Genomic DNA, 16962 nt, shown 5'->3' with positions numbered 1-16962 from the left:
ACGCTCAACTCCTTGACCATGAACGAGTGTCAAGAAGGAGCCGAAGCCACCGTCAAGCAGCAACCGAAACCCTGTAAAGCAAGAACCCGAGCCACTCCGTCAAGGAGGACCCGGGCTCATACATGCACTGCGTAGGGCGGGTGGGGCTCGAACCCACGACCCAAGGATTATGAGTCCTCTGCTCTGACCGACTGAGCTACCGCCCCTCGGGCGGAACCCTAGGCGATGGGCGCTCCATGACGTCGCGCCAGGTGCCCCGGGCCGCCGGGTCGGTCACGTCGAGCTCCTGGACCTCCACCCGGCCATCCGACCGCACCTGTCGGCCGGCGGGCAAACGGGATTCCGCGTTTCGACTTCGCGTCCGCGGCCGCTCGTGGGACAGTGATGCGTCTTTCGAAGCGGCTCGGGTACGGGAGGACCTCGGTGGCCAAGGATCGGTCTGCTCTGCTGTCCCCGTCGCAGCGTCACCTGGTGACGCGCTTCGGCTACGGCATCGACCCAACGCTCGCGCGCGACGTACGCCGTGCCGGCGGGGCACCCGCGTGGTTCGAGCAGCAGCTCACCCGGCCGGGCTCGTTCCCGGACGGACCTGCCGACGCCGTCCGGCGGTGGTGGCCCGACCTCGACCGGCGGCCCGCGGACCTGTGGCAGCGCCAGGTCCAGGAGGTGCGCGGCGGCTGGCAGGTGATGGAGGACTACGGCCGCTGGCTGCTCGTGCGGCGCACCCGCACGCGGCGCCCGGTGCTCGAGAAGATGACCGAGTTCTGGGAGGCGATGCTCCACGTGCCGGTGAGCGGTGACGCCCACTTCACCTGGCGGGTGGACTACGGCGACACCGTCCGGCGCCACGCGCTCGGCCGCTTCGACGAGCTGCTCGCCGCGACCACGACCCACCCGGCGATGCTGATCTTCCTGTCCGCCGCGACGTCGACGAAGCGGGCGCCCAACGAGAACCTCGGGCGCGAGCTGCTTGAGCTGCACACGCTCGGTGCCGGCAACTACGACGAGGACGACGTCAAGGCGTCGGCACGCATCCTCACCGGTCACCACGTCGACCTCTGGAAGACGTGGAAGGCGTCCTACGTCAAGGAGGACCACGCGACCGGGAAGGTCCGGGTCAAGGGGTTCAGCCACAAGAACCGCAAGGCGGACGGGCGCGACGTCACGCGCGAGTACCTCCGCTACCTGGCGCACCACCCGCTGACCGCCGAGCACGTCTGCCGGCGGCTGGCCACCAAGTTCGTGCGCGACGACCCGCCGCGGGCGCTCGTGAAGCGGCTGGCGAAGGTCTACCTGCGCAACGACACCGCGATCGTGCCGGTGCTCCGTGCCCTCGTGGCGAGCAAGGAGTTCCGCTCGTCCGCCGGCGAGAAGCTGCGCGACCCGAGCGAGGACGTCGTCGCGACCTACCGCGCCCTGGGCGTCGAGGTCGGCCGCCCGAGCCGCAACGACTCCGCGTCCAACGCGATCCTGTGGCAGGCGTCCCGGCTCGGCCTCACCCCCCACGCCTGGCCGCGCCCCGACGGCACGCCCGTCACCGACGCCGTGTGGGCCTCGCCCTCGCGCGCCCTCGGGTCGATGGACCTGCACTACTCGATGGCCGGCGGGTGGTGGCCCTCCGAGGGCATCCGCTACCGCACCCCTGGCGCGTGGGTGCCGGCGAAGAAGCCGGTCCGCTTCGAGGACGTCGTCGACGCGGTCAGCCGCGACCTGCTGCACCGCCCGGCGAGCAAGCACCTGGTGCAGACCGCGGTCCTCGCCACCGGCTGCAAGGCGCGGGAGAGGATCGACCGCGACCACGCCCTCTACCAGTGGGGCTTCCCGCGCCTCCTGGCCGCCGTCCTCGACTCCCCCGACCACCTGGCGTGCTGACATGACTGATTCCCACCCGACTTCCTGCGGCTGCCCCGACTACGACGAGGCCCGGCTGGCCCTGAGCCGGCGTGCCCTCCTCGGCACCGCCCTCGCCGGCGGCGCCGTCGCGCTCGGTCCGTCGCTGACCGGCGGCGGCCCGTCGGCGTACGCCGTCACCGGGCGCAGCGCCGCCGGGCTGGCAGCTCCGGGCGGTCCCGTGCTGGTGCTGCTCTCGTTGCGCGGCGCGGCCGACGGCCTCTCCCTCGTCGTCCCGCACGGCGACCCGGTCTACTACGCCGCGCGACCGCGCCTCGGCATCCCGCACACCGCCCTGCTGGCACCCGACGCGATGTTCGGGCTGCACCCCGCGCTCGCACCCCTGCTGCCGATGTGGGACGCCGGCGCGCTGGCGGCCGTGCACGCCACCGGCATGGCCACGCCCAACCGCTCGCACTTCGCGGCGATGGAGGCGATCGAGGACGCCGCGCCCGGCTCGCGCGAGCGCACCGGCTGGCTCAACCGGCTGCTCGGCGAGCTGCCCGGCACCTCCCCGTTGCAGGGGACGGCGATGGGCAACCAGGCGCCGACCTCGCTCTTCGGCACCCAGCCGGCCTTCGTCGTCGGCCGTGTCGACCAGGCCAGGCTCGCCGGCGCGGACGAGGAGGGCCGACGCCTGGCGTCCCTGGCACACGCGTGGCGGGGAAGCGACCCGATGAGCCGTGCGGTGCGTGACGCCATCTCTGGCGCGCAGAACTTCGGCGCCGCCCGCGACACCCCGGCAGGTGCGCCCGCCCCGGCGTACCCCGACAGCGGGCTGGGCCGTGCGCTGTCGGACGTGTCCCGGATCGTGCGCTCGGGGGTCGCGACCGAGGTGGTCACCGTCGACCAGGGCGACTGGGACATGCACACCGACGCGGGCACGCTCGACTGGGGCGACATGGTGCGCAACGCCGGCGACCTCGCGAGCTCGATCGCGGCGTTCTTCGCCGACCTCGGCCCGGCGGCCGAGCGGGTCACGCTGGTGACGCTGAGCGAGTTCGGCCGCAGGGTGCGGGAGAACGACGACTACGGCACCGACCACGGCTTCGGCAACGTCATGTTCGTCGCCGGCGCCGGGGTGCGAGGTGGGCGCTACTACGGCTCGTGGCCGGGCCTGTCCGACACGCTCGACGCCGACCTGCTGGTCACCACCGACTACCGCAGCGTGCTCGCGGAGGTCGTCACCCGGAGGTTCGGGGTCTCGGTCGCGCAGGTCTTCCCTGGCTTCGCCCCGCAGGCCGTCGGCGTGATGGCCTGACCCCTGGCGGTCGACCCCTGGCCGCGGCCGTCGGTCAGACGACCTGGACGGGGTGACGCACGACGGCGTCGAAGAAGTAGCCCTGGGTGTTGAAGGCCGCGACGAGCGGCTGCGTGCGGCCCTGCTCGTCGGTGGCCCGCGCGAGCAGCTCGTGGCGCCCCGGACGCGGGTTCGCCCAGCGCACGGACCACTGGGTCCAGCCCTGGTCCCCCCGCGACCTGCGGTCCAGGACGGCGGGGCGCCAGCTGGCACCGCCGTCGAGGCTCACCGAGACGCGGGAGATCCGGCCCGCGCCGCTCCACGACCGGCCGGTCAGGGTGACGGGCCGCGACGGCAGCACCTGGTCGGGTTGCAGCTCCCACGCCGAGCGCACCGGGTTGACCGTGAGCGGCGGCGAGTCGGCCGGCCAGTCGGGCCCGACCATCCGGTAGAAGGTGGTGTTCCACGGCGACGTCAGCTGGGTCGTCGAGACCTCGAGCGACCCGAGCCACTTGATGCTCGCGATGCCGACCCAGCCGGGCAGCACCAGCCGGAGCGGGTAGCCGTGGTCGGGCAGCAGCTCCTCGCCGTTGATCCCCCACGCGAGCAGCGCGTCGTCGAGCGCCTTCTCCACCGGGAACGGACGGCGCACCCGGCCGTAGTCGGTGCCGCCGGAGACGAACGGGTCGTCGAGGCCGGTGGCCTGGACGGACACCGCGTCGGGGGACAACCCGACGGAGGCCAGGACGTCGCGCAGCCGCACGCCGCTCCAGCGCACGGTGCCGACGGCGCCGAGGGTCCAGGCGGTGCCCGAGACGGCCTGCCCCTGCTGGGTCCGGAAGTGGCTCCGACCGTTGCCGGTGCACTCCACCACGGCGGTGAGCTCGTGGTGCGGCAGTCGCTGGAGGTCGGCGAACGACAGGCTGAGCGCCTCGCCCTCCGCCCTCGGCGTCGCGAGCCCGTCGCCGTACAACCGCAGCGCGTAGGTGGACCGGTCGATCTGCGGCGTGCGGGTGTGGTTGCGCACGAACAGGCGCGACTGCGGCGTGAGGTAGCGCTCCGGGTCGACCGAGCCCCACCGCATCTCGGCGTTGGTGCCGAAGTCCGTGAAGTACGCCGGCGGGGTGGGCTTGAGGATGAAGGGGGTCGCCGCGGACGAGGGGGCGGCGCGCCACACGGACGTGGGGACGGCGGCAGCGCCCGCGAGCGCTGCGGCGGCGGTCAGGAACCCACGGCGGGTGGGCGCGAACGAGGTCATGCGCCGACCATATAGGAGTAAGTCGTTCGTTTCACTACACAACTTCGGTCGGCAGACACGACGTAGTCGCGGTGCCATGCTCGGGACATGACCGCCGAACGACCCGCGCCCCCCTCCTTCGAACCGCTGCCCGAGGACTGGGAGACCGCCCTGTTCGTCGTGGCGCACCCGGACGACATCGAGTACGGCTCGGCCGCCGCGGTCGCCCGGTGGACGGGCCAGGGGAAGAGGGTCGTCTACTGCATGGTGACCAGCGGTGAGGCCGGCATCGACGGGATCCACCCCGACGAGTGCGGGTCCCTGCGCGAGGCGGAGGAGATCGCCTCGGCTGCCGCCGTCGGGGTCGACGAGGTGCTGTTCCTCCGCCTGCCCGACGGGATCCTCGAGTACGGCGTGGGGCTGCGGCGGGTGCTCGCGCAGGTCGTCCGCGAGCAGCGACCCGACATCGCGCTGACCATCAACTTCCGCGAGACCTTCGGCGGCACCAACCTCAACCAGGCCGACCACATCGCCGTGGGCAAAGCGCTCCTCGACGCGGTCCGCGACGCCGGCAACCGCTGGGTGTTCCCCGAGCAGCTCACCGACGGCCTCGAGCCCTGGGGTGGCGTGAGGGCGGTGTGGGCGGGCGGGTCACCGCAGGCCACGCACGCCGTGGACGTGACCGACACGTTCGCGGCCGGTGTCGCCTCCCTGAAGGAGCACCGGGCCTACATCGAGGGCCTCGGCTGGGAGGGCTGGGACCCCGAGGAGTTCCTCGACGGGATCCTGCGTGGCGGCGGGCAGGGGCTCGGCGTCACCCACGCGTCGACCTTCGAGGTGTTCCCCCTGGGCTGGGGCTGAGGCTCCCCCGCCCGAACCGACGCCGACCCGTGCGCGGCTGCCGTGTGCCCGCGCCCGCGAACCGCGCGCCGACGAGCGGCGGCGGCGCGGGTGTGGCCGTCACCTCGATCTCGACGGCGGACTCGTCGGTCGACTCGTCGGCAGCCGCTTCGTGGGCGGCCGGGTCCTGCGGCGTCGGCACCGTCGACAGGTCCCGGTCGGCCAGGATCGCGCGCACCTCGTCGATCGTCGCGAGCAGGTCCTCGTCGTCAGTGACGCCCGCGCAGGCCACCAGCGCGTGGCGACCGAGCGACGCGCCCACGACGGACGCCTTCTCGAAGCGCAGGCGCACGAAGCCGGCCACGTGCTGGTCCTCGAGCGACCGCAGGATCGCGAGCATGCGGTTGCCGACCTCGGCGAGGCGGCTGGTCGCCGCCCCGTCCCCCGCGCTGGCGACGACCCGGGACCCCGCGGTGACGATGCCGCTCCAGCGGACTCCCCCGACCGCCAGCACCCGGTCGACGCAGTGCGCGACGGTCGCGGCGGTGTCCGCGCCGCCGACCACCATGAAGCTCGGGAGGGTGCGGGGCTCGGCGGGCACGAGAACCGCCCGGTAGGTGCCCTCCCCGGCCGGGGTCCAGGTCACCCCGACGGTCAGGCGCCGCGCGCCCAGCGCCTCCAGCGCCCGCAGGTCGCCGACCTCGACGAGCTCGCCCGCGCGGCGCGCCAGCCGACCCGTGTAGGGCAGGGCACCGGCGAGCGCACCAGCCGCGCCGTCGTCGCCCACCACGGTCCCGTCCGGGCGTACGACGAACTCGCAGCGGTCGGGGGCGCCATCCATCGGTCCTGCGCTCATGGCGCCAGCCTGACCCAGGCCGGCCGCGGACCGGGTCGGCGTAACGCACAGTTCACACGCGTCGCGGAAGCGTTACGCCACGGCAACGGGGAGCGGAGCCCGGGTCACGGTGCGGAGCCGGGCAGGGTGCCCGTCTCCACCACGTGCTGGGCCACGGCGAAGAGCTTGATGTTCTGCTGCGAGGAGAGCCGCTTGAGCACGGCGAAGGCCTGCTCGGACGTCAGCTCGAAGCGCTCGCGCAGGATCCCGGTCGCCTCGCCGATCAGCTGGCGGCTGGTCAGGGCCGTGTGCATCTGGTCGTGCCGCACCGACGAGCTGAGCGCGACCGACGCGTGCGCGGCCGCCACCAGGCCGTCGAGCTGGTCCTCGTGGTCGAACGCGTGGGGCTCGTAGGCGTAGAGGTTGAGCAGTCCGATGCTGTCGTCGCCCTCCACGAACAGCCGGAAGCCGAGGTAGGACCGCACCCCGGTCCTCTCGACGACCTCGCTGGCCCACCTCGGCCACGGGGCGTCGCCGGAGAGGTCACCGATCGACATCACGTCGGGACTCGACGCACCCCCCATGGCCGGACCCTCGGCGAGGTCGTGCTGCAGGTCGTCCATCACCTGCACCGAGGCGTGGGTGTGGGCGCAGGTGTCGTTGCGTCCCGGTCGGAGCACGCAGACGCCGGCGACGTCGCAGGAGTCGATCAGGTCGACGGCCATCGCAGCGATCTGCGGCAGCGTGTCGGAGGGATGACGGCCGCCCGACATCGCCCTCGCAGCCTCGGCGAGCCTCCGACCGAACTCGTGACGGTCCATGCCCACGCCTTCCCCTTCCCCTTGGTACGACACCCGAGCGAAGCGTATAGAGCCGTCCGTCGACCAGGGAGCCGTGAGGCGGCAGGCGACAAGGATCGGTCCGGGTGGCCGCTTCTTGACCACCCGGACCTGAGCCCCGGTGGAGTCGCGACTCCGCAGGGACCTGCGACGCGGTACCCGGATGTGTGCCTGCCGATCCGTCGAACCCCGCGAGCATGACGGGCGACACAGACAGGACCGCCCCCGACCTGTCGTGCAGGTCGGGGGCGGTCCGTCGGCTCCCCCGGTTGGACTCGAACCAACAACCCTCCGGTTAACAGCCGAATGCTCTGCCAGTTGAGCTACAGGGGATCGCTTGTGCAGCGAGGCGAAACCTTAGCAAGCCCCGACACCGCGGGTGAAATCAGGGCAGGCCGACGTCGCGACGGGCGAGCTCGAGCGCCTCCCGGGCGGCCGCGCGGACCTCGGGGTCGCCGGGGTCGACACCCTCGTCGTACTCGTAGACCCACTGGACGCCACCCGCGCCCGAGGGCGCGCGGCGCGCGATCACGCGCAGGCCGCGACGCCGCCCCAGCGACACGTGGCGCTGGAGCACGACGCTCGCGGTGACGCGCTCGCGGACCAGCTCGGGCAACCGCCCCGGGTCGGTGAGCGTGACGGTGTGGACGGGTCGTTCCTCGCCCCAGCTGCCGACCTCGGCGAGCCGGAAGACGTCGGTGTCGCGGTCCCAGTTGGCCGCCTCGACCTGCTCCCACGGCACACGTCGGGTCTCCCCCTCGCGGACGACGTAGAACGCGTCCCGCGTGCCGGCGAGCGTGGTGCCGTCGGCCGCGGTCGTGAGGGCGAGCACCTTCTCCCCGCGTGGCACGGTCACGGACGAGCCGTGCGGACGCCGCCCCCAGCCGATGGGCGCCATCAGGACTGACCTCCGGGCTGGCCCACGGCGCCCTCGCGCAGCTTGCGACGGTGCTGCTCGAGCATGACGAGCTCGCCGAACATCCGGTTGTAGTCGAGGGCGTGCTCCACGGGGTTGGTGCGCTGCAGGCGCGCCTTGACGTCGGCGATGCGGCGCGACGTGGTGAGCTCCTGGAGGCGGTAGACGTAGGCGACGGCGAACGTCGGGTTGGGGTCGGTGGTGCCGCGCACCGGCTCGACGGCGAGCTCGGTGACCGCCGCGACGACGGCGGGGTCGGTGGCCGACCCGCGCACCTTGGCGGCCCAGCCGACGTCGTCGACGCCGGCGACGGGACCCCCGGCCGCGGTCACCGCCTCCCAGACGCCCTGGAACGTCGGGTGGGTGAAGTCGGCCGCGGTCACGTGGGTGGTCGTGCGGCCCACCCCGGCAGGGTGCTGGATGACGAGCTTGAGCAGCTCGCGCTCGATGAGGAACCGCGGGTCGGACAGGCTCGGCAGCGCTGGACGGGCCGGCTCGGCCACCTGCGGGGCATCGCCCCCGCGGACCGGACGGCGCTCGTCCCTGGCGGGGGCGGGCCGCCCCGCTGCCCGGCGCACCTCGGCCCGCACCTGGTCGAGGTCGACCCCGACCATGTGGGCGAGCTCGCGGGAGAACGTCTCGACCTTGGTCTTGTCGCGGATGCCGGCCACCAGCCCCGCCGCGTCACGCAGCGCGTCGACGCGGCCGTCGGCACGGTCGAGGTCGTAGCGGGTGAGGACGTTGTCGAGGGCGAAGCGGTAGAGGGGCTGGCGGCTGGCGACCAGCTCGCGCACGGCCTCGTCCCCCTCCTTGAGCCGCAGGTCGCAGGGGTCCATCCCCTCGGGCGCGACCGCGACGTAGGTCTGCGAGGCGAACACCTGGTCGCTGTCGAGGACCTTCATGGCGGCCTTCTGCCCGGCCGAGTCGCCGTCGAAGGTGAAGATCACCTCACCGCTGGTGGTGTCGTGGTCGCCGAGGAAGCGGCGCAGCACCCGCGCGTGGTCCTGGCCGAAGGCCGTGCCGCACGAGGCCACCGCGGTCTTGACGCCCGCGAGGTGGCAGGCCATCACGTCGGTGTAGCCCTCGACCACGACGGCCTGCTGGCTGTCCTTCATCGCGGCCCGGGCCAGGTCGATGCCGTAGAGCACCTGGCTCTTCTTGTAGATCGCGGTCTCGGAGGTGTTGAGGTACTTCGCCTCGATGCGGTCGTCGTCGAAGATGCGGCGCGCGCCGAAGCCGATCGTGTCGCCGTTGGCCTCGCGGATCGGCCACACCAGACGGCCGCGGAAGCGGTCGTAGTGGGAGCGGCCGAGCGCGACGAGGCCGGCAGCGACCGACTCCTCGTCGCTGAAGCGCCGGCCGCGCAGGTGACGCACGAGGGCCTCGCCGTCGCGCGGCGCGAAGCCCACCCCGAAGGTGGCGGCCGCGGCCTGGTCGAACCCGCGCTCGTGGAGGAACTGTCGCGCGACCACGGCGTCGCGGCCGGACAACTGCTCGGCGTAGAACTCCTGGGCGACCTTGTGCGCCTCGATCAGCCGACCGCGAGCCGGTCCGCGCGGGCGTACGGGCTCGTCGTCGCCGTCCTCGCGTCGCAGCTGGACGCCGAACTTGTCCGCGAGCCGCTCGACGGCCTCGGTGAAGGTGAGCCCGTCGACCTTCATGAGGAAGGAGATGACGTCGCCGCCCTCGCCGCAGCCGAAGCAGTGGAAGAACTGGCGGGCCGGGTTGACGTTGAACGACGGCGTCTTCTCGTCGTGGAAGGGGCACAGGCCCTTGAGCGACCCGCCCCCGGCGCGCTTGAGCGTGACGTAGCCCGACACCACGTCGTCGATCCGCGCCTTCTCGCGCACCTCGGCGATGTCGTCGTCGCGAATCCGGCCTGCCACGCCCGGGAGTCTACGGGCGCCCTCCCACGACCACCGCGGAGTCTCCACAACGGCCGTCCGTAGCCCGGTCGTCGGGTCCGGCCACCCCTTGGGGCGTACGTCGCTGGTGTGCCGCCGAAGCGTCTGGGAAGGTCGAAGCATGACCGCTCAGCACCGTGCGCCAGAGGGTCAGGCACAGGAGCAGACCCTCGGCGCGCTCGTCCACCAGCTCAGCCAGCAGCTCCCCGAGCTCATCCGCTCGGAGATGCGTCTCGCGCAAGCCGAGGTCGCCCAGAAGGGCAAGCGTGCGGGTGCCGGGATCGGCATGTTCAGCGTCGCCGGGCTGCTGGCGTTCTTCGCGCTCGGCACGCTGGTCGCGACCGCGGTCATCGCCCTCGCGCTCGTCGTCGACGCCTGGCTGGCCGGCCTCCTCGTGGCGCTGGTCCTCCTGGCCGGGGCGGCCGTCGCCGGCCTGGTCGGCCGCAACAAGGTCGCCGAGGCCGGCCCGCCGGCGCCGGAGCGGGCGATCCAGGGGTTGAAGGACGACCTCGCGACGGTGAAGGGAGACCACCATGAGTGACCAGACGCCGGAGAAGACGCCTGCCCAGCTCGAGGCCGAGATCGCGCTCCAGCGCGAGCAGCTGGCCGGGACCGTCGACCAGCTCGCCGCCAAGCTGGACGTGAAGTCGCAGGCCCAGCAGCGGGTGGCCTCGCTCAAGGACGCCGCCACGACGGACACCGGCAAGCCGCGCACCGAGGTGCTCGCGGCCGCCGGCTCGCTCGTGGCGATGGCCGTGGTGCTGCTGCTGTGGCGGCGCCGCGGCGACCGCTGAAGCCAACCAGGGAAGGGAGACTCCATGAAGAAGCTCATGCTGCTCGTCGCCGGAGGTGTCGGCTACGTGCTCGGCGCCCGGGCCGGCCGGGAGCGCTACGAACAGATCAAGAAGGCGGCCACCCGCGTCAAGGAGGACCCGCGGGTCCAGGAGAAGGCGCACCAGGCCGCAGACCTCGCCAAGGACAAGGCCCCCGTGGTGAAGGACAAGGTGGCCTCGGCCGCCAGCACGGCCGCCGACAAGGTGACGCCCTCGGGAAGCGGCAGCGGTGAGCACCGCTCCGACCTCGAGGAGCAGCTGCACCCCGACAGCACTGCGCGGCAGGACGACCCCTACCCCCAGGGCAACCTGCCGTAGGTCGCGCGCTTGCACGTCTGAGGGGTCCGGCCGCGGCCGAACCCCTCAGACGAGCGCGGCGTGGCGTGCCACGGCGCTGGCGTCGGTGAGCGACGCGACCTGGTCGACGACCACGCGGCGCCGGCCGGCGTCGTCGGTCGCCCGCTCCCAGTCCTCGACGAAGACCGGGTCGAGGGCGTCGACACCGCGCTCCCACAGGGCCTCGACGAGCTCGGCGACGAGCTGGCGCTGGCGCTCCATCAGGGCGACGCGGTCGTCGGCCTGCATGACGTAGTGCGCCGCGATCCCCTTGAGGACCCCGATCTCGACCTCGGTGGCCTCGGGGACCACCAGGTCGGCGCGGTGGCGCACGGGCGGCTCCCCCGCCGTCGCGGCGAAGGTGGCCTGCTGCACGCTGCCGCAGAAGCGGCCGATGAGGTCGCTGGTGAGGTTCTTGATCGCGGCCAGGCTGCGCCTGGTGCCGTCGTACGACGACCGGGGCCAGCTGCCCACGGCACGCAGGTCGTCGAGCGCCACGTCGAGCGCGGCGTCGTCGATCCCGGGCAGGTACCACGAGCGGACGGTCTCCCAGAGCGCGTCGCGGTCGAGCCGGGTCAGGTCGAGGCGACCGGCGACGATGCCGTCCTCGACGTCGTGGACGGAGTACGCGACGTCGTCGGCGAGGTCCATCACCTGCGCCTCGATGCACCGCCGACGCCCGGCGACGCCGGACCGCAGCCAGTCGAAGACCGGGCGGTCGTCGTCGTAGACGCCGAACTTCACCACGACCCGCGGGGTGCCGTCGGCGTGCACCCCGTGGGGCCCGGTCGCCTCCGAGCGCGCCCAGGGGTACTTCGTGCAGGCGTCGAGGGTGGCGCGGGTGAGGTTGAGCCCGGCCGAGCGACCGTCGGCGTCGAAGGTCTTCGACTCCAGCCGGGTCAGCAGGCGCAGGGTCTGCGCGTTGCCCTCGAAGCCCCCGCACCCGGCGCTGAGCTCGGCCAGCACCCGCTCACCGTTGTGGCCGAAGGGCGGGTGGCCGAGGTCGTGCGCGAGCGCGGCGGTCTCCGTGATGTCGGGGTGCGTCCCGATGGCGCGGGCGAGGTCGCGCGCGACCTGCGCCACCTCGAGGCTGTGCGTGAGGCGGTTGCGGACGAAGTCGTCGGTCTGCGGACCGACGACCTGCGTCTTGGCCGCGAGCCGGCGCGAGGCCGCCGCGTGGACGACGCGCGCCCGGTCGCGCTCGAACGCCAGGCGCACCGGCGCCTCCACGCGCTTGGGCGGCTCGGCGACGATGCGCTCGCGCGCCGAGTCGTCGTACGGGTCCTCGATGCTCATCGGCCGGTCAGCCTAGCGAGCACCTCGGACGCCGACGACGACCCGGGGCGGGACCCGGGTCAGTAGACCGTGACGTGGACGTGGTCGTAGTGGTTGGCGGTCGTGGACCCGCGGTCGGACATGCCCCGCCAGCCCTCGCCGGAGCGCTCCACGGACCAGATGTTCTGCGAGTAGATGATGTACTCGATGCCCAACGCGGCGTAGTTGGCGCGCAGGAAGTTGGCGATGTCCCAGCCGGTCTCGCCGCTGACCATGATGTCGATGGCACGACCCTGGCCGTGCTCACCGTCGCCACGCCAGGTGCCGTAGCTCGTGACGGACGGCCAGTTGGCGCACACCACGTCGTGGATGTCGTAGAGCGACGCGCGACCGGCGTCGATGGACGAGCCGTTGGTGCAGGCGCCGCCCAGGCTCGGGCCCGCGGCCTTCGCCTGGACCTGGGGCTCGGGCTTCGGCTTCTCGTCGCTCAGGTAGTCGGAGGTGACCCAGCGCGACTGGCCGTCGATGACGACCTGGGTGCGCCCGGCCTGCTGCCGGCCGGTGACGGACACCTGCTTCAGCGCGTCGATGACGCCGAGCTTCTCGGACTTCTCCGACGGGCCGTCCCAGAGGTTGAGCAGGTCGGTGGTCCACACCTTGTCGTCCAGCTTCTTGGCGAGCCGGCGCGCCTTCTGGTCCACGCTGATGTCGTTGCGCGCGGCGGCCTCGGCCCTCGCGGCGGTGCGGATCTGCGAGCGGGAGACAGTCGTCGTCTCGCTGCGCCGGCGGAGAGCGGTGTCGTCGACGGAGTCGGCGGCAGGCTCGGCGGCGGGCTGCGAGGTGCCCGACGAGGCGAGCAGGCCGTCGTTGGTCGTCGGCTCTGCGGCGAGGACGCCCATGGTGACCGCGGAGAGCGTCGCCACGACGGCGAGCGGTGCGGAGACGAGGACGGAACGGGGGATCCGAGACGGACGGGGGGTGGTAGCAGGGGTTTCCCGCTTGTGGCGATGCTGAGCCACAGCGCTGATTCCTTTGCAGTTGCTGACGGGGGACGATGCGTCGATCCACGAGCCCGGAAACGGGGGAAGAACTCGTGCCCACGTCGACGCGATCATCGAGTGAAGCACAGGAATCTCGGGCTGTCCCAATCTTCCCCGGTAAATTCCTGCGTGTTCCGGCTCACCCGCGTACGCACCAGCGGCCCCGGGGCGAGGTGCGGGCTCAGCCCCCGGTGGTCTCGTCGACGTCCTCGCGCAGGTGCGCGTCGCGACCGTCGGTGTCGTCGAGCCACCCGTCGGGGAGCACGACCTTCTTGCGCGGAGCGCCCTGTCGCCCGCGCGGCGTGCCGAGCTCACGCTCCGGGAACGGCGCGGTGTCGTCGAGCCCGGCGAGGAGCTCGTCGAGGGAGACGAGGGAGTCGACGAGGGCCAGCTGGTGACGCAGCTCGCCCCCGGCCGGGAAGCCCTTGAGGTACCAGGTGATGTGCTTGCGGAACTCCTTGCAGCCCCGCTCCTCCCCCATGTGCTCGGACAGCAGCTCGGCGTGGCGGCGCATCATCGCCTTGACCTCGCCGAGCGTCGGGAGGGTGGCGACGTCCTCGCCGTGGAAGGCCGCGGCGAGGTCGCGGAAGAGCCACGGGCGGCCGAGGCACCCGCGGCCCACGACGACGCCCGCGGCGCCGGTCCGCTCGACCATCCGGATCGCGTCGGCGGCCTCCCAGATGTCGCCGTTGCCGAGGACCGGGATGTCGACGTGGTCGACGAGGGCGGCGATGGCGTCCCAGTCGGCCTCGCCGGAGTAGGCCTGCTGCACGGTGCGTCCGTGCAGCGCGATGGCCGCGACGCCGCTGTCCTGGGCGATGCGACCTGCGTCGAGGTAGGTCAGGTGGTCGTCGTCGAGGCCCTTGCGGGTCTTCATCGTCACCGGGACGTCGTACGGCGCCGCCGCGGCGACCGCGTGCTCGAGGATCTCGCCGAGGAGGCCGCGCTTCCACGGCAGCGCTCCCCCGCCGCCCTTGCGGGTCACCTTGGGGACCGGGCAGCCGAAGTTGAGGTCGACGTGGGCCACGCCGTGGTCGGCGCAGAGGATCTCGACGGCCTTGCCGATGTAGACCGGGTCGGTGCCGTAGAGCTGGACGGAGCGCACCGACTCGAGCTCGTCGAAGACCAGCATCTTCTTCGTCGTCTCGTCGCCCTCGACGAGGCCGCGGCTGGTGATCATCTCGCAGACGTAGAGGCCGGCGCCCTGCTCGGCGCAGAGCCGGCGGTAGGCGGCGTTGGTGATGCCGGCCATCGGCGCGAGCACGACGGGGGTGTCGACGCGCAGCGAACCCAGGGTGAGGGAGTCTGGCACGGCGGTCATGCCTCCATTGTCGGAGCGGGACCGATCCCGGCCCAAATCAGCCGGGGTCCCGCACCCTGCCGGTCCACGAGACCGGGTCGTAGAACTCGGTCGGCTCGAAGACCAGGTCGCGGACCCGGCCGCCGTCGGGGACGAGGTAGACCAGGCACATCTCGGCCTCGTCGCCCGGCTCGAAGCGCTCGGGCAGCGGGCCGCTCTGGCAGGCGGTGAAGTCGCCGCCGAGCGTCCACGGCGCGCCGAGCGTGCCCGCGGTGTCGCGCAGGTAGAGCGGGACGTCCTGGCCGCCGAGGTCGGTCTCGCCGGTGTTGGCGACGCTCACCGACACGAAGTAGGGGCGCGCCTCGGCGCTCGCACCGTCGCGGGTCCAGCCGTCGAAGACGGACCGCCGCTGCTCCGCGACCTCGTCGACGCTGAGCTCGAGCTCGCCCACGAGGTCGCGGGTGGGCCGCCACACCAGGGTCGCGGGATCACCGAACGCCAGCTCGGTGCCGGGCTCGGTGCCGTCGTCCACCGCGGCCGTGGCCGCGGGCGTCGGCTCGTCGTCCGGCTCCGGCTCGTCACCGCCGCACCCGGTCAGCGGCAGCGACAATGCCGTCACGAGGAACAGGGGCCGCCACATGACGCCATGGTGACGCCCCTCGCGACGAGCGCCAACCACTCAGCAGCCGAGGAGCTTCCCGGCGAAGTACTGCGAGATGCCGTCGAGGCCGACCCGCTCCTGCGACATGGTGTCGCGCTCGCGGACGGTGACCGCGTCGTCGTCGAGGGTCTCGAAGTCGACCGTCACGCAGAAGGGCGTACCGATCTCGTCCTGCCGACGGTAGCGGCGACCGATGGCGCCGGAGTCGTCGAACTCGACGTTCCAGTTCTGGCGCAGCTCGGCGGCGAGGGCCTTGGCCTTGGGCGAGAGGTCGGCGTTGCGGCTCAGCGGCAGGACCGCGACCTTGACCGGCGCGAGACGCGGGTCGAGCTTGAGCACGACGCGCTTGTCGACGCCGCCCTTGGTGTTGGGCGCCTCGTCCTCGGTGTAGGCGTCGATGAGGAACGCCATCAGCGAGCGGGTGAGGCCGGCGGCCGGCTCGATGACGTAGGGCAGGTAGCGCTCGTCGGCGGCCTGGTCGTAGTAGGACAGGTCCTTGCCGGAGTGCTCGCTGTGCTGCTTGAGGTCGAAGTCGGTGCGGTTGGCGATGCCCTCGAGCTCCTCGAAGTCACGGCCGGAGAACCCGAAGCGGTACTCGATGTCGGTCGTGCCCTTGGAGTAGTGCGACAGCTTCTCCTGCGGGTGCTCGTAGTGGCGCAGGTTGTCGGGGTTGATGCCGAGGTCGACGTACCAGCGGGTGCGCTCCTCGATCCAGTAGCGGAACCACTCCTCGTCCTCGCCCGGCTTGACGAAGAACTCCATCTCCATCTGCTCGAACTCGCGGGTGCGGAAGATGAAGTTGCCGGGCGTGATCTCGTTGCGGAAGCTCTTGCCCATCTGGGCGATGCCGAACGGCGGCTTCTGGCGGCTGGAGGTCACGACGTTGGCGAAGTTGAGGAAGATGCCCTGCGCGGTCTCGGGGCGCAGGTAGTGCAGGCCTGACTCGTCCTCGATCACGCCGAGGTAGGTCTTGAGCATCATGTTGAAGTTGCGCGGCTCGGTCCAGGCGTTGCGGGTGCCGCAGTTGGGGCAGGCGACCGACTCGTTGATGTCGACGGTCTCGGGGTCCTCGATGCCCTTCTTGGCGGCGTGGTCCTCCTGGAGGTGGTCCGCGCGGAAGCGCTTGTGGCACGACTGGCACTCGACGAGGGGGTCGCTGAACGTGCTCAGGTGGCCGCTGGCCTCCCACGTGCGCGTGGGCAGGATGATGCTCGAGTCGAGCCCGACCACGTCGTCGCGGCGGGTGACCATGAACTTCCACCACTGGCGCTTGATGTTCTCCTTGAGCTCCACGCCGAGCGGTCCGTAGTCCCAGGCCGAGCGGGTGCCGCCGTAGATGTCGCCGCTGGGGTAGACGAAACCTCGGCGCTTGGCGAGGGAGACGACGTTGTCCAGGGCGGTCGGGGCGGGCTTGGCCACGGTGCAGGTCCTTCAGGTGTGGGCAGGTCGGGCCGGCTGGCTGCCGGCTCGCTCGAACGAGCGGTCAGCCTATCGACCGGGGCTGGGCCTCGTTGAGGTCGGTCCCCTCCTCGACGACCTCGTAGGCGCTGGGCTCGTCGAGGGCGTGGACCATCAGCGGCTGGACGTGCATCTTGCCCTCGTACGACCCGAGCGCGCGCCGGTAGGAACCGACGTTCTCCCACCGCGTGGTCAGCACCCACAGCGTCGGGTCGTCGACGTTGCGGCCGACGTCCCCACCGACCCAGCCGGGCTTGGCGGCCAGGATGTCGAGGGCCCGCAGCAGCCCGGCGCGCAGCTCGCGCTCAGCTGCGGCGTCGGTCGAGGGCGTACGCAGGCGGGTGACGACGAGCACGGG

Annotated in this window: 17 protein-coding genes and 2 tRNA genes; 6 read left to right on the top strand and 13 right to left on the bottom strand. The window is 72.3% G+C overall.

Translation table 11 applies throughout. The annotated features are described in order from the left end of the window. Nucleotides 1–132: 132 nt before the first annotated feature. Nucleotides 133–206, bottom strand: a tRNA-Ile gene (locus NYO98_RS06275). A gap of 265 nt (nt 207–471) precedes the next feature. Here NYO98_RS06275 and NYO98_RS06270 point away from each other — a divergent pair. Next, nucleotides 472–1872, top strand: coding sequence for a DUF1800 domain-containing protein (locus NYO98_RS06270; protein WP_268110667.1), 1401 nt, complete (start codon nt 472–474; stop codon nt 1870–1872). 1 nt (nt 1873) lies between these two features. Continuing rightward, nucleotides 1874–3151, top strand: coding sequence for a DUF1501 domain-containing protein (locus NYO98_RS06265; protein WP_268110666.1), 1278 nt, complete (start codon nt 1874–1876; stop codon nt 3149–3151). A 34-nt stretch (nt 3152–3185) separates the two neighbouring features. Here NYO98_RS06265 and NYO98_RS06260 read toward each other — a convergent pair whose 3' ends face one another. Continuing rightward, nucleotides 3186–4388: a sulfite oxidase gene (locus tag NYO98_RS06260; RefSeq protein WP_268110665.1), complete on the bottom strand. Its 1203-nt coding sequence runs from the start codon at nt 4386–4388 to the stop codon at nt 3186–3188. A gap of 87 nt (nt 4389–4475) precedes the next feature. Between NYO98_RS06260 and NYO98_RS06255 the strand changes: the two genes are divergently transcribed. Beyond that, on the top strand, nt 4476–5228 hold the full coding sequence (locus NYO98_RS06255; RefSeq protein ID WP_268110664.1) for a PIG-L deacetylase family protein: 753 nt from the start codon (nt 4476–4478) through the stop codon (nt 5226–5228). On the opposite strand, the gene NYO98_RS06250 is transcribed toward NYO98_RS06255, so the two are convergent. The 5 genes from NYO98_RS06250 to dnaG form a co-directional block, all read right to left on the bottom strand. After that, nucleotides 5182–6063 carry a hypothetical protein gene (locus NYO98_RS06250; RefSeq protein WP_268110663.1) on the bottom strand — a complete coding sequence of 294 codons (882 nt, stop codon included), beginning with the start codon at nt 6061–6063 and terminating at the stop codon, nt 5182–5184. The genes NYO98_RS06255 and NYO98_RS06250 overlap by 47 nt on opposite strands. A gap of 104 nt (nt 6064–6167) precedes the next feature. Beyond that, nucleotides 6168–6863 (bottom strand): GAF and ANTAR domain-containing protein, encoded by a 696-nt coding sequence (locus NYO98_RS06245; protein WP_268110661.1) that lies wholly within the window; start codon nt 6861–6863, stop codon nt 6168–6170. A 278-nt stretch (nt 6864–7141) separates the two neighbouring features. After that, nucleotides 7142–7214, bottom strand: a tRNA-Asn gene (locus NYO98_RS06240). A 52-nt stretch (nt 7215–7266) separates the two neighbouring features. Next, nucleotides 7267–7737: a hypothetical protein gene (locus NYO98_RS06235; protein WP_268110660.1), complete on the bottom strand. Its 471-nt coding sequence runs from the start codon at nt 7735–7737 to the stop codon at nt 7267–7269. 41 nt (nt 7738–7778) lie between these two features. Then, entirely contained in the window at nt 7779–9683 is a 1905-nt protein-coding gene (gene dnaG / locus NYO98_RS06230; RefSeq protein WP_268110658.1) for a DNA primase, read from the bottom strand. Between the two features lie 139 nt (nt 9684–9822). On the opposite strand from dnaG, the gene NYO98_RS06225 reads away from it, so the two are divergent. Genes NYO98_RS06225 through NYO98_RS06215 form a run of 3 tightly spaced genes read left to right on the top strand, consistent with a single transcriptional unit; the run spans nt 9823 to nt 10852 of the window. Next, nucleotides 9823–10242 carry a phage holin family protein gene (locus tag NYO98_RS06225; RefSeq protein ID WP_268110657.1) on the top strand — a complete coding sequence of 140 codons (420 nt, stop codon included), beginning with the start codon at nt 9823–9825 and terminating at the stop codon, nt 10240–10242. Then, nucleotides 10235–10495 carry a DUF3618 domain-containing protein gene (locus tag NYO98_RS06220; RefSeq protein WP_268110656.1) on the top strand — a complete coding sequence of 87 codons (261 nt, stop codon included), beginning with the start codon at nt 10235–10237 and terminating at the stop codon, nt 10493–10495. Before NYO98_RS06225 ends, NYO98_RS06220 begins: the two co-directional genes overlap by 8 nt. A gap of 24 nt (nt 10496–10519) precedes the next feature. Continuing rightward, nucleotides 10520–10852, top strand: a complete 333-nt coding sequence (locus NYO98_RS06215) for a YtxH domain-containing protein (RefSeq protein WP_268110655.1) — start codon at nt 10520–10522, stop codon at nt 10850–10852. A gap of 45 nt (nt 10853–10897) precedes the next feature. Here the strand turns inward: NYO98_RS06215 and NYO98_RS06210 are convergent, their stop codons facing one another. From NYO98_RS06210 to NYO98_RS06185, 6 genes are all read right to left on the bottom strand, one after another. Then, entirely contained in the window at nt 10898–12166 is a 1269-nt protein-coding gene (locus NYO98_RS06210; RefSeq protein ID WP_268110654.1) for a deoxyguanosinetriphosphate triphosphohydrolase, read from the bottom strand. A 59-nt stretch (nt 12167–12225) separates the two neighbouring features. Further along, nucleotides 12226–13068: an SH3 domain-containing protein gene (locus NYO98_RS06205; RefSeq protein ID WP_268110653.1), complete on the bottom strand. Its 843-nt coding sequence runs from the start codon at nt 13066–13068 to the stop codon at nt 12226–12228. Nucleotides 13069–13366: 298 nt separating this feature from the next. Continuing rightward, nucleotides 13367–14506, bottom strand: coding sequence for a tRNA dihydrouridine synthase DusB (gene dusB, locus NYO98_RS06200; protein ID WP_268110652.1), 1140 nt, complete (start codon nt 14504–14506; stop codon nt 13367–13369). A gap of 37 nt (nt 14507–14543) precedes the next feature. Next, nucleotides 14544–15125: a hypothetical protein gene (locus NYO98_RS06195; RefSeq protein ID WP_268110651.1), complete on the bottom strand. Its 582-nt coding sequence runs from the start codon at nt 15123–15125 to the stop codon at nt 14544–14546. A 39-nt stretch (nt 15126–15164) separates the two neighbouring features. Continuing rightward, nucleotides 15165–16565 carry a glycine--tRNA ligase gene (locus tag NYO98_RS06190; RefSeq protein ID WP_268110650.1) on the bottom strand — a complete coding sequence of 467 codons (1401 nt, stop codon included), beginning with the start codon at nt 16563–16565 and terminating at the stop codon, nt 15165–15167. A gap of 64 nt (nt 16566–16629) precedes the next feature. Next, a complete protein-coding gene (locus NYO98_RS06185; protein ID WP_268110649.1) occupies nt 16630–16959 on the bottom strand; it encodes an antibiotic biosynthesis monooxygenase family protein in 330 nt (109 codons plus the stop codon). Between the last annotated feature and the right edge of the window lie 3 nt (nt 16960–16962).

The sequence above is a fragment of the Nocardioides pini genome (genome assembly GCF_026712185.1).
Lineage (GTDB): Bacteria > Actinomycetota > Actinomycetes > Propionibacteriales > Nocardioidaceae > Nocardioides > Nocardioides pini.
The sequence above is the reverse complement of the archived record's forward strand: the minus strand, read 5'-3'. Positions and strand labels throughout refer to the sequence as shown.

Excerpts from the sequence above, each read along its gene's own strand:
- dusB (WP_268110652.1), bottom strand. The coding sequence starts at position 14,506 with ATGACCGCCGTGCCAGACTCCCTCACCCTGGGTTCGCTGCGCGTCGAC.
- NYO98_RS06220 (WP_268110656.1), top strand. The coding sequence starts at position 10,235 with ATGAGTGACCAGACGCCGGAGAAGACGCCTGCCCAGCTCGAGGCCGAG.
- NYO98_RS06265 (WP_268110666.1), top strand. The coding sequence starts at position 1,874 with ATGACTGATTCCCACCCGACTTCCTGCGGCTGCCCCGACTACGACGAG.
- NYO98_RS06225 (WP_268110657.1), top strand. The coding sequence starts at position 9,823 with ATGACCGCTCAGCACCGTGCGCCAGAGGGTCAGGCACAGGAGCAGACC.
- NYO98_RS06250 (WP_268110663.1), bottom strand. The coding sequence starts at position 6,063 with ATGAGCGCAGGACCGATGGATGGCGCCCCCGACCGCTGCGAGTTCGTC.
- NYO98_RS06245 (WP_268110661.1), bottom strand. The coding sequence starts at position 6,863 with ATGGACCGTCACGAGTTCGGTCGGAGGCTCGCCGAGGCTGCGAGGGCG.
- NYO98_RS06215 (WP_268110655.1), top strand. The coding sequence starts at position 10,520 with ATGAAGAAGCTCATGCTGCTCGTCGCCGGAGGTGTCGGCTACGTGCTC.
- NYO98_RS06260 (WP_268110665.1), bottom strand. The coding sequence starts at position 4,388 with ATGACCTCGTTCGCGCCCACCCGCCGTGGGTTCCTGACCGCCGCCGCA.
- NYO98_RS06210 (WP_268110654.1), bottom strand. The coding sequence starts at position 12,166 with ATGAGCATCGAGGACCCGTACGACGACTCGGCGCGCGAGCGCATCGTC.
- NYO98_RS06195 (WP_268110651.1), bottom strand. The coding sequence starts at position 15,125 with ATGTGGCGGCCCCTGTTCCTCGTGACGGCATTGTCGCTGCCGCTGACC.
- NYO98_RS06255 (WP_268110664.1), top strand. The coding sequence starts at position 4,476 with ATGACCGCCGAACGACCCGCGCCCCCCTCCTTCGAACCGCTGCCCGAG.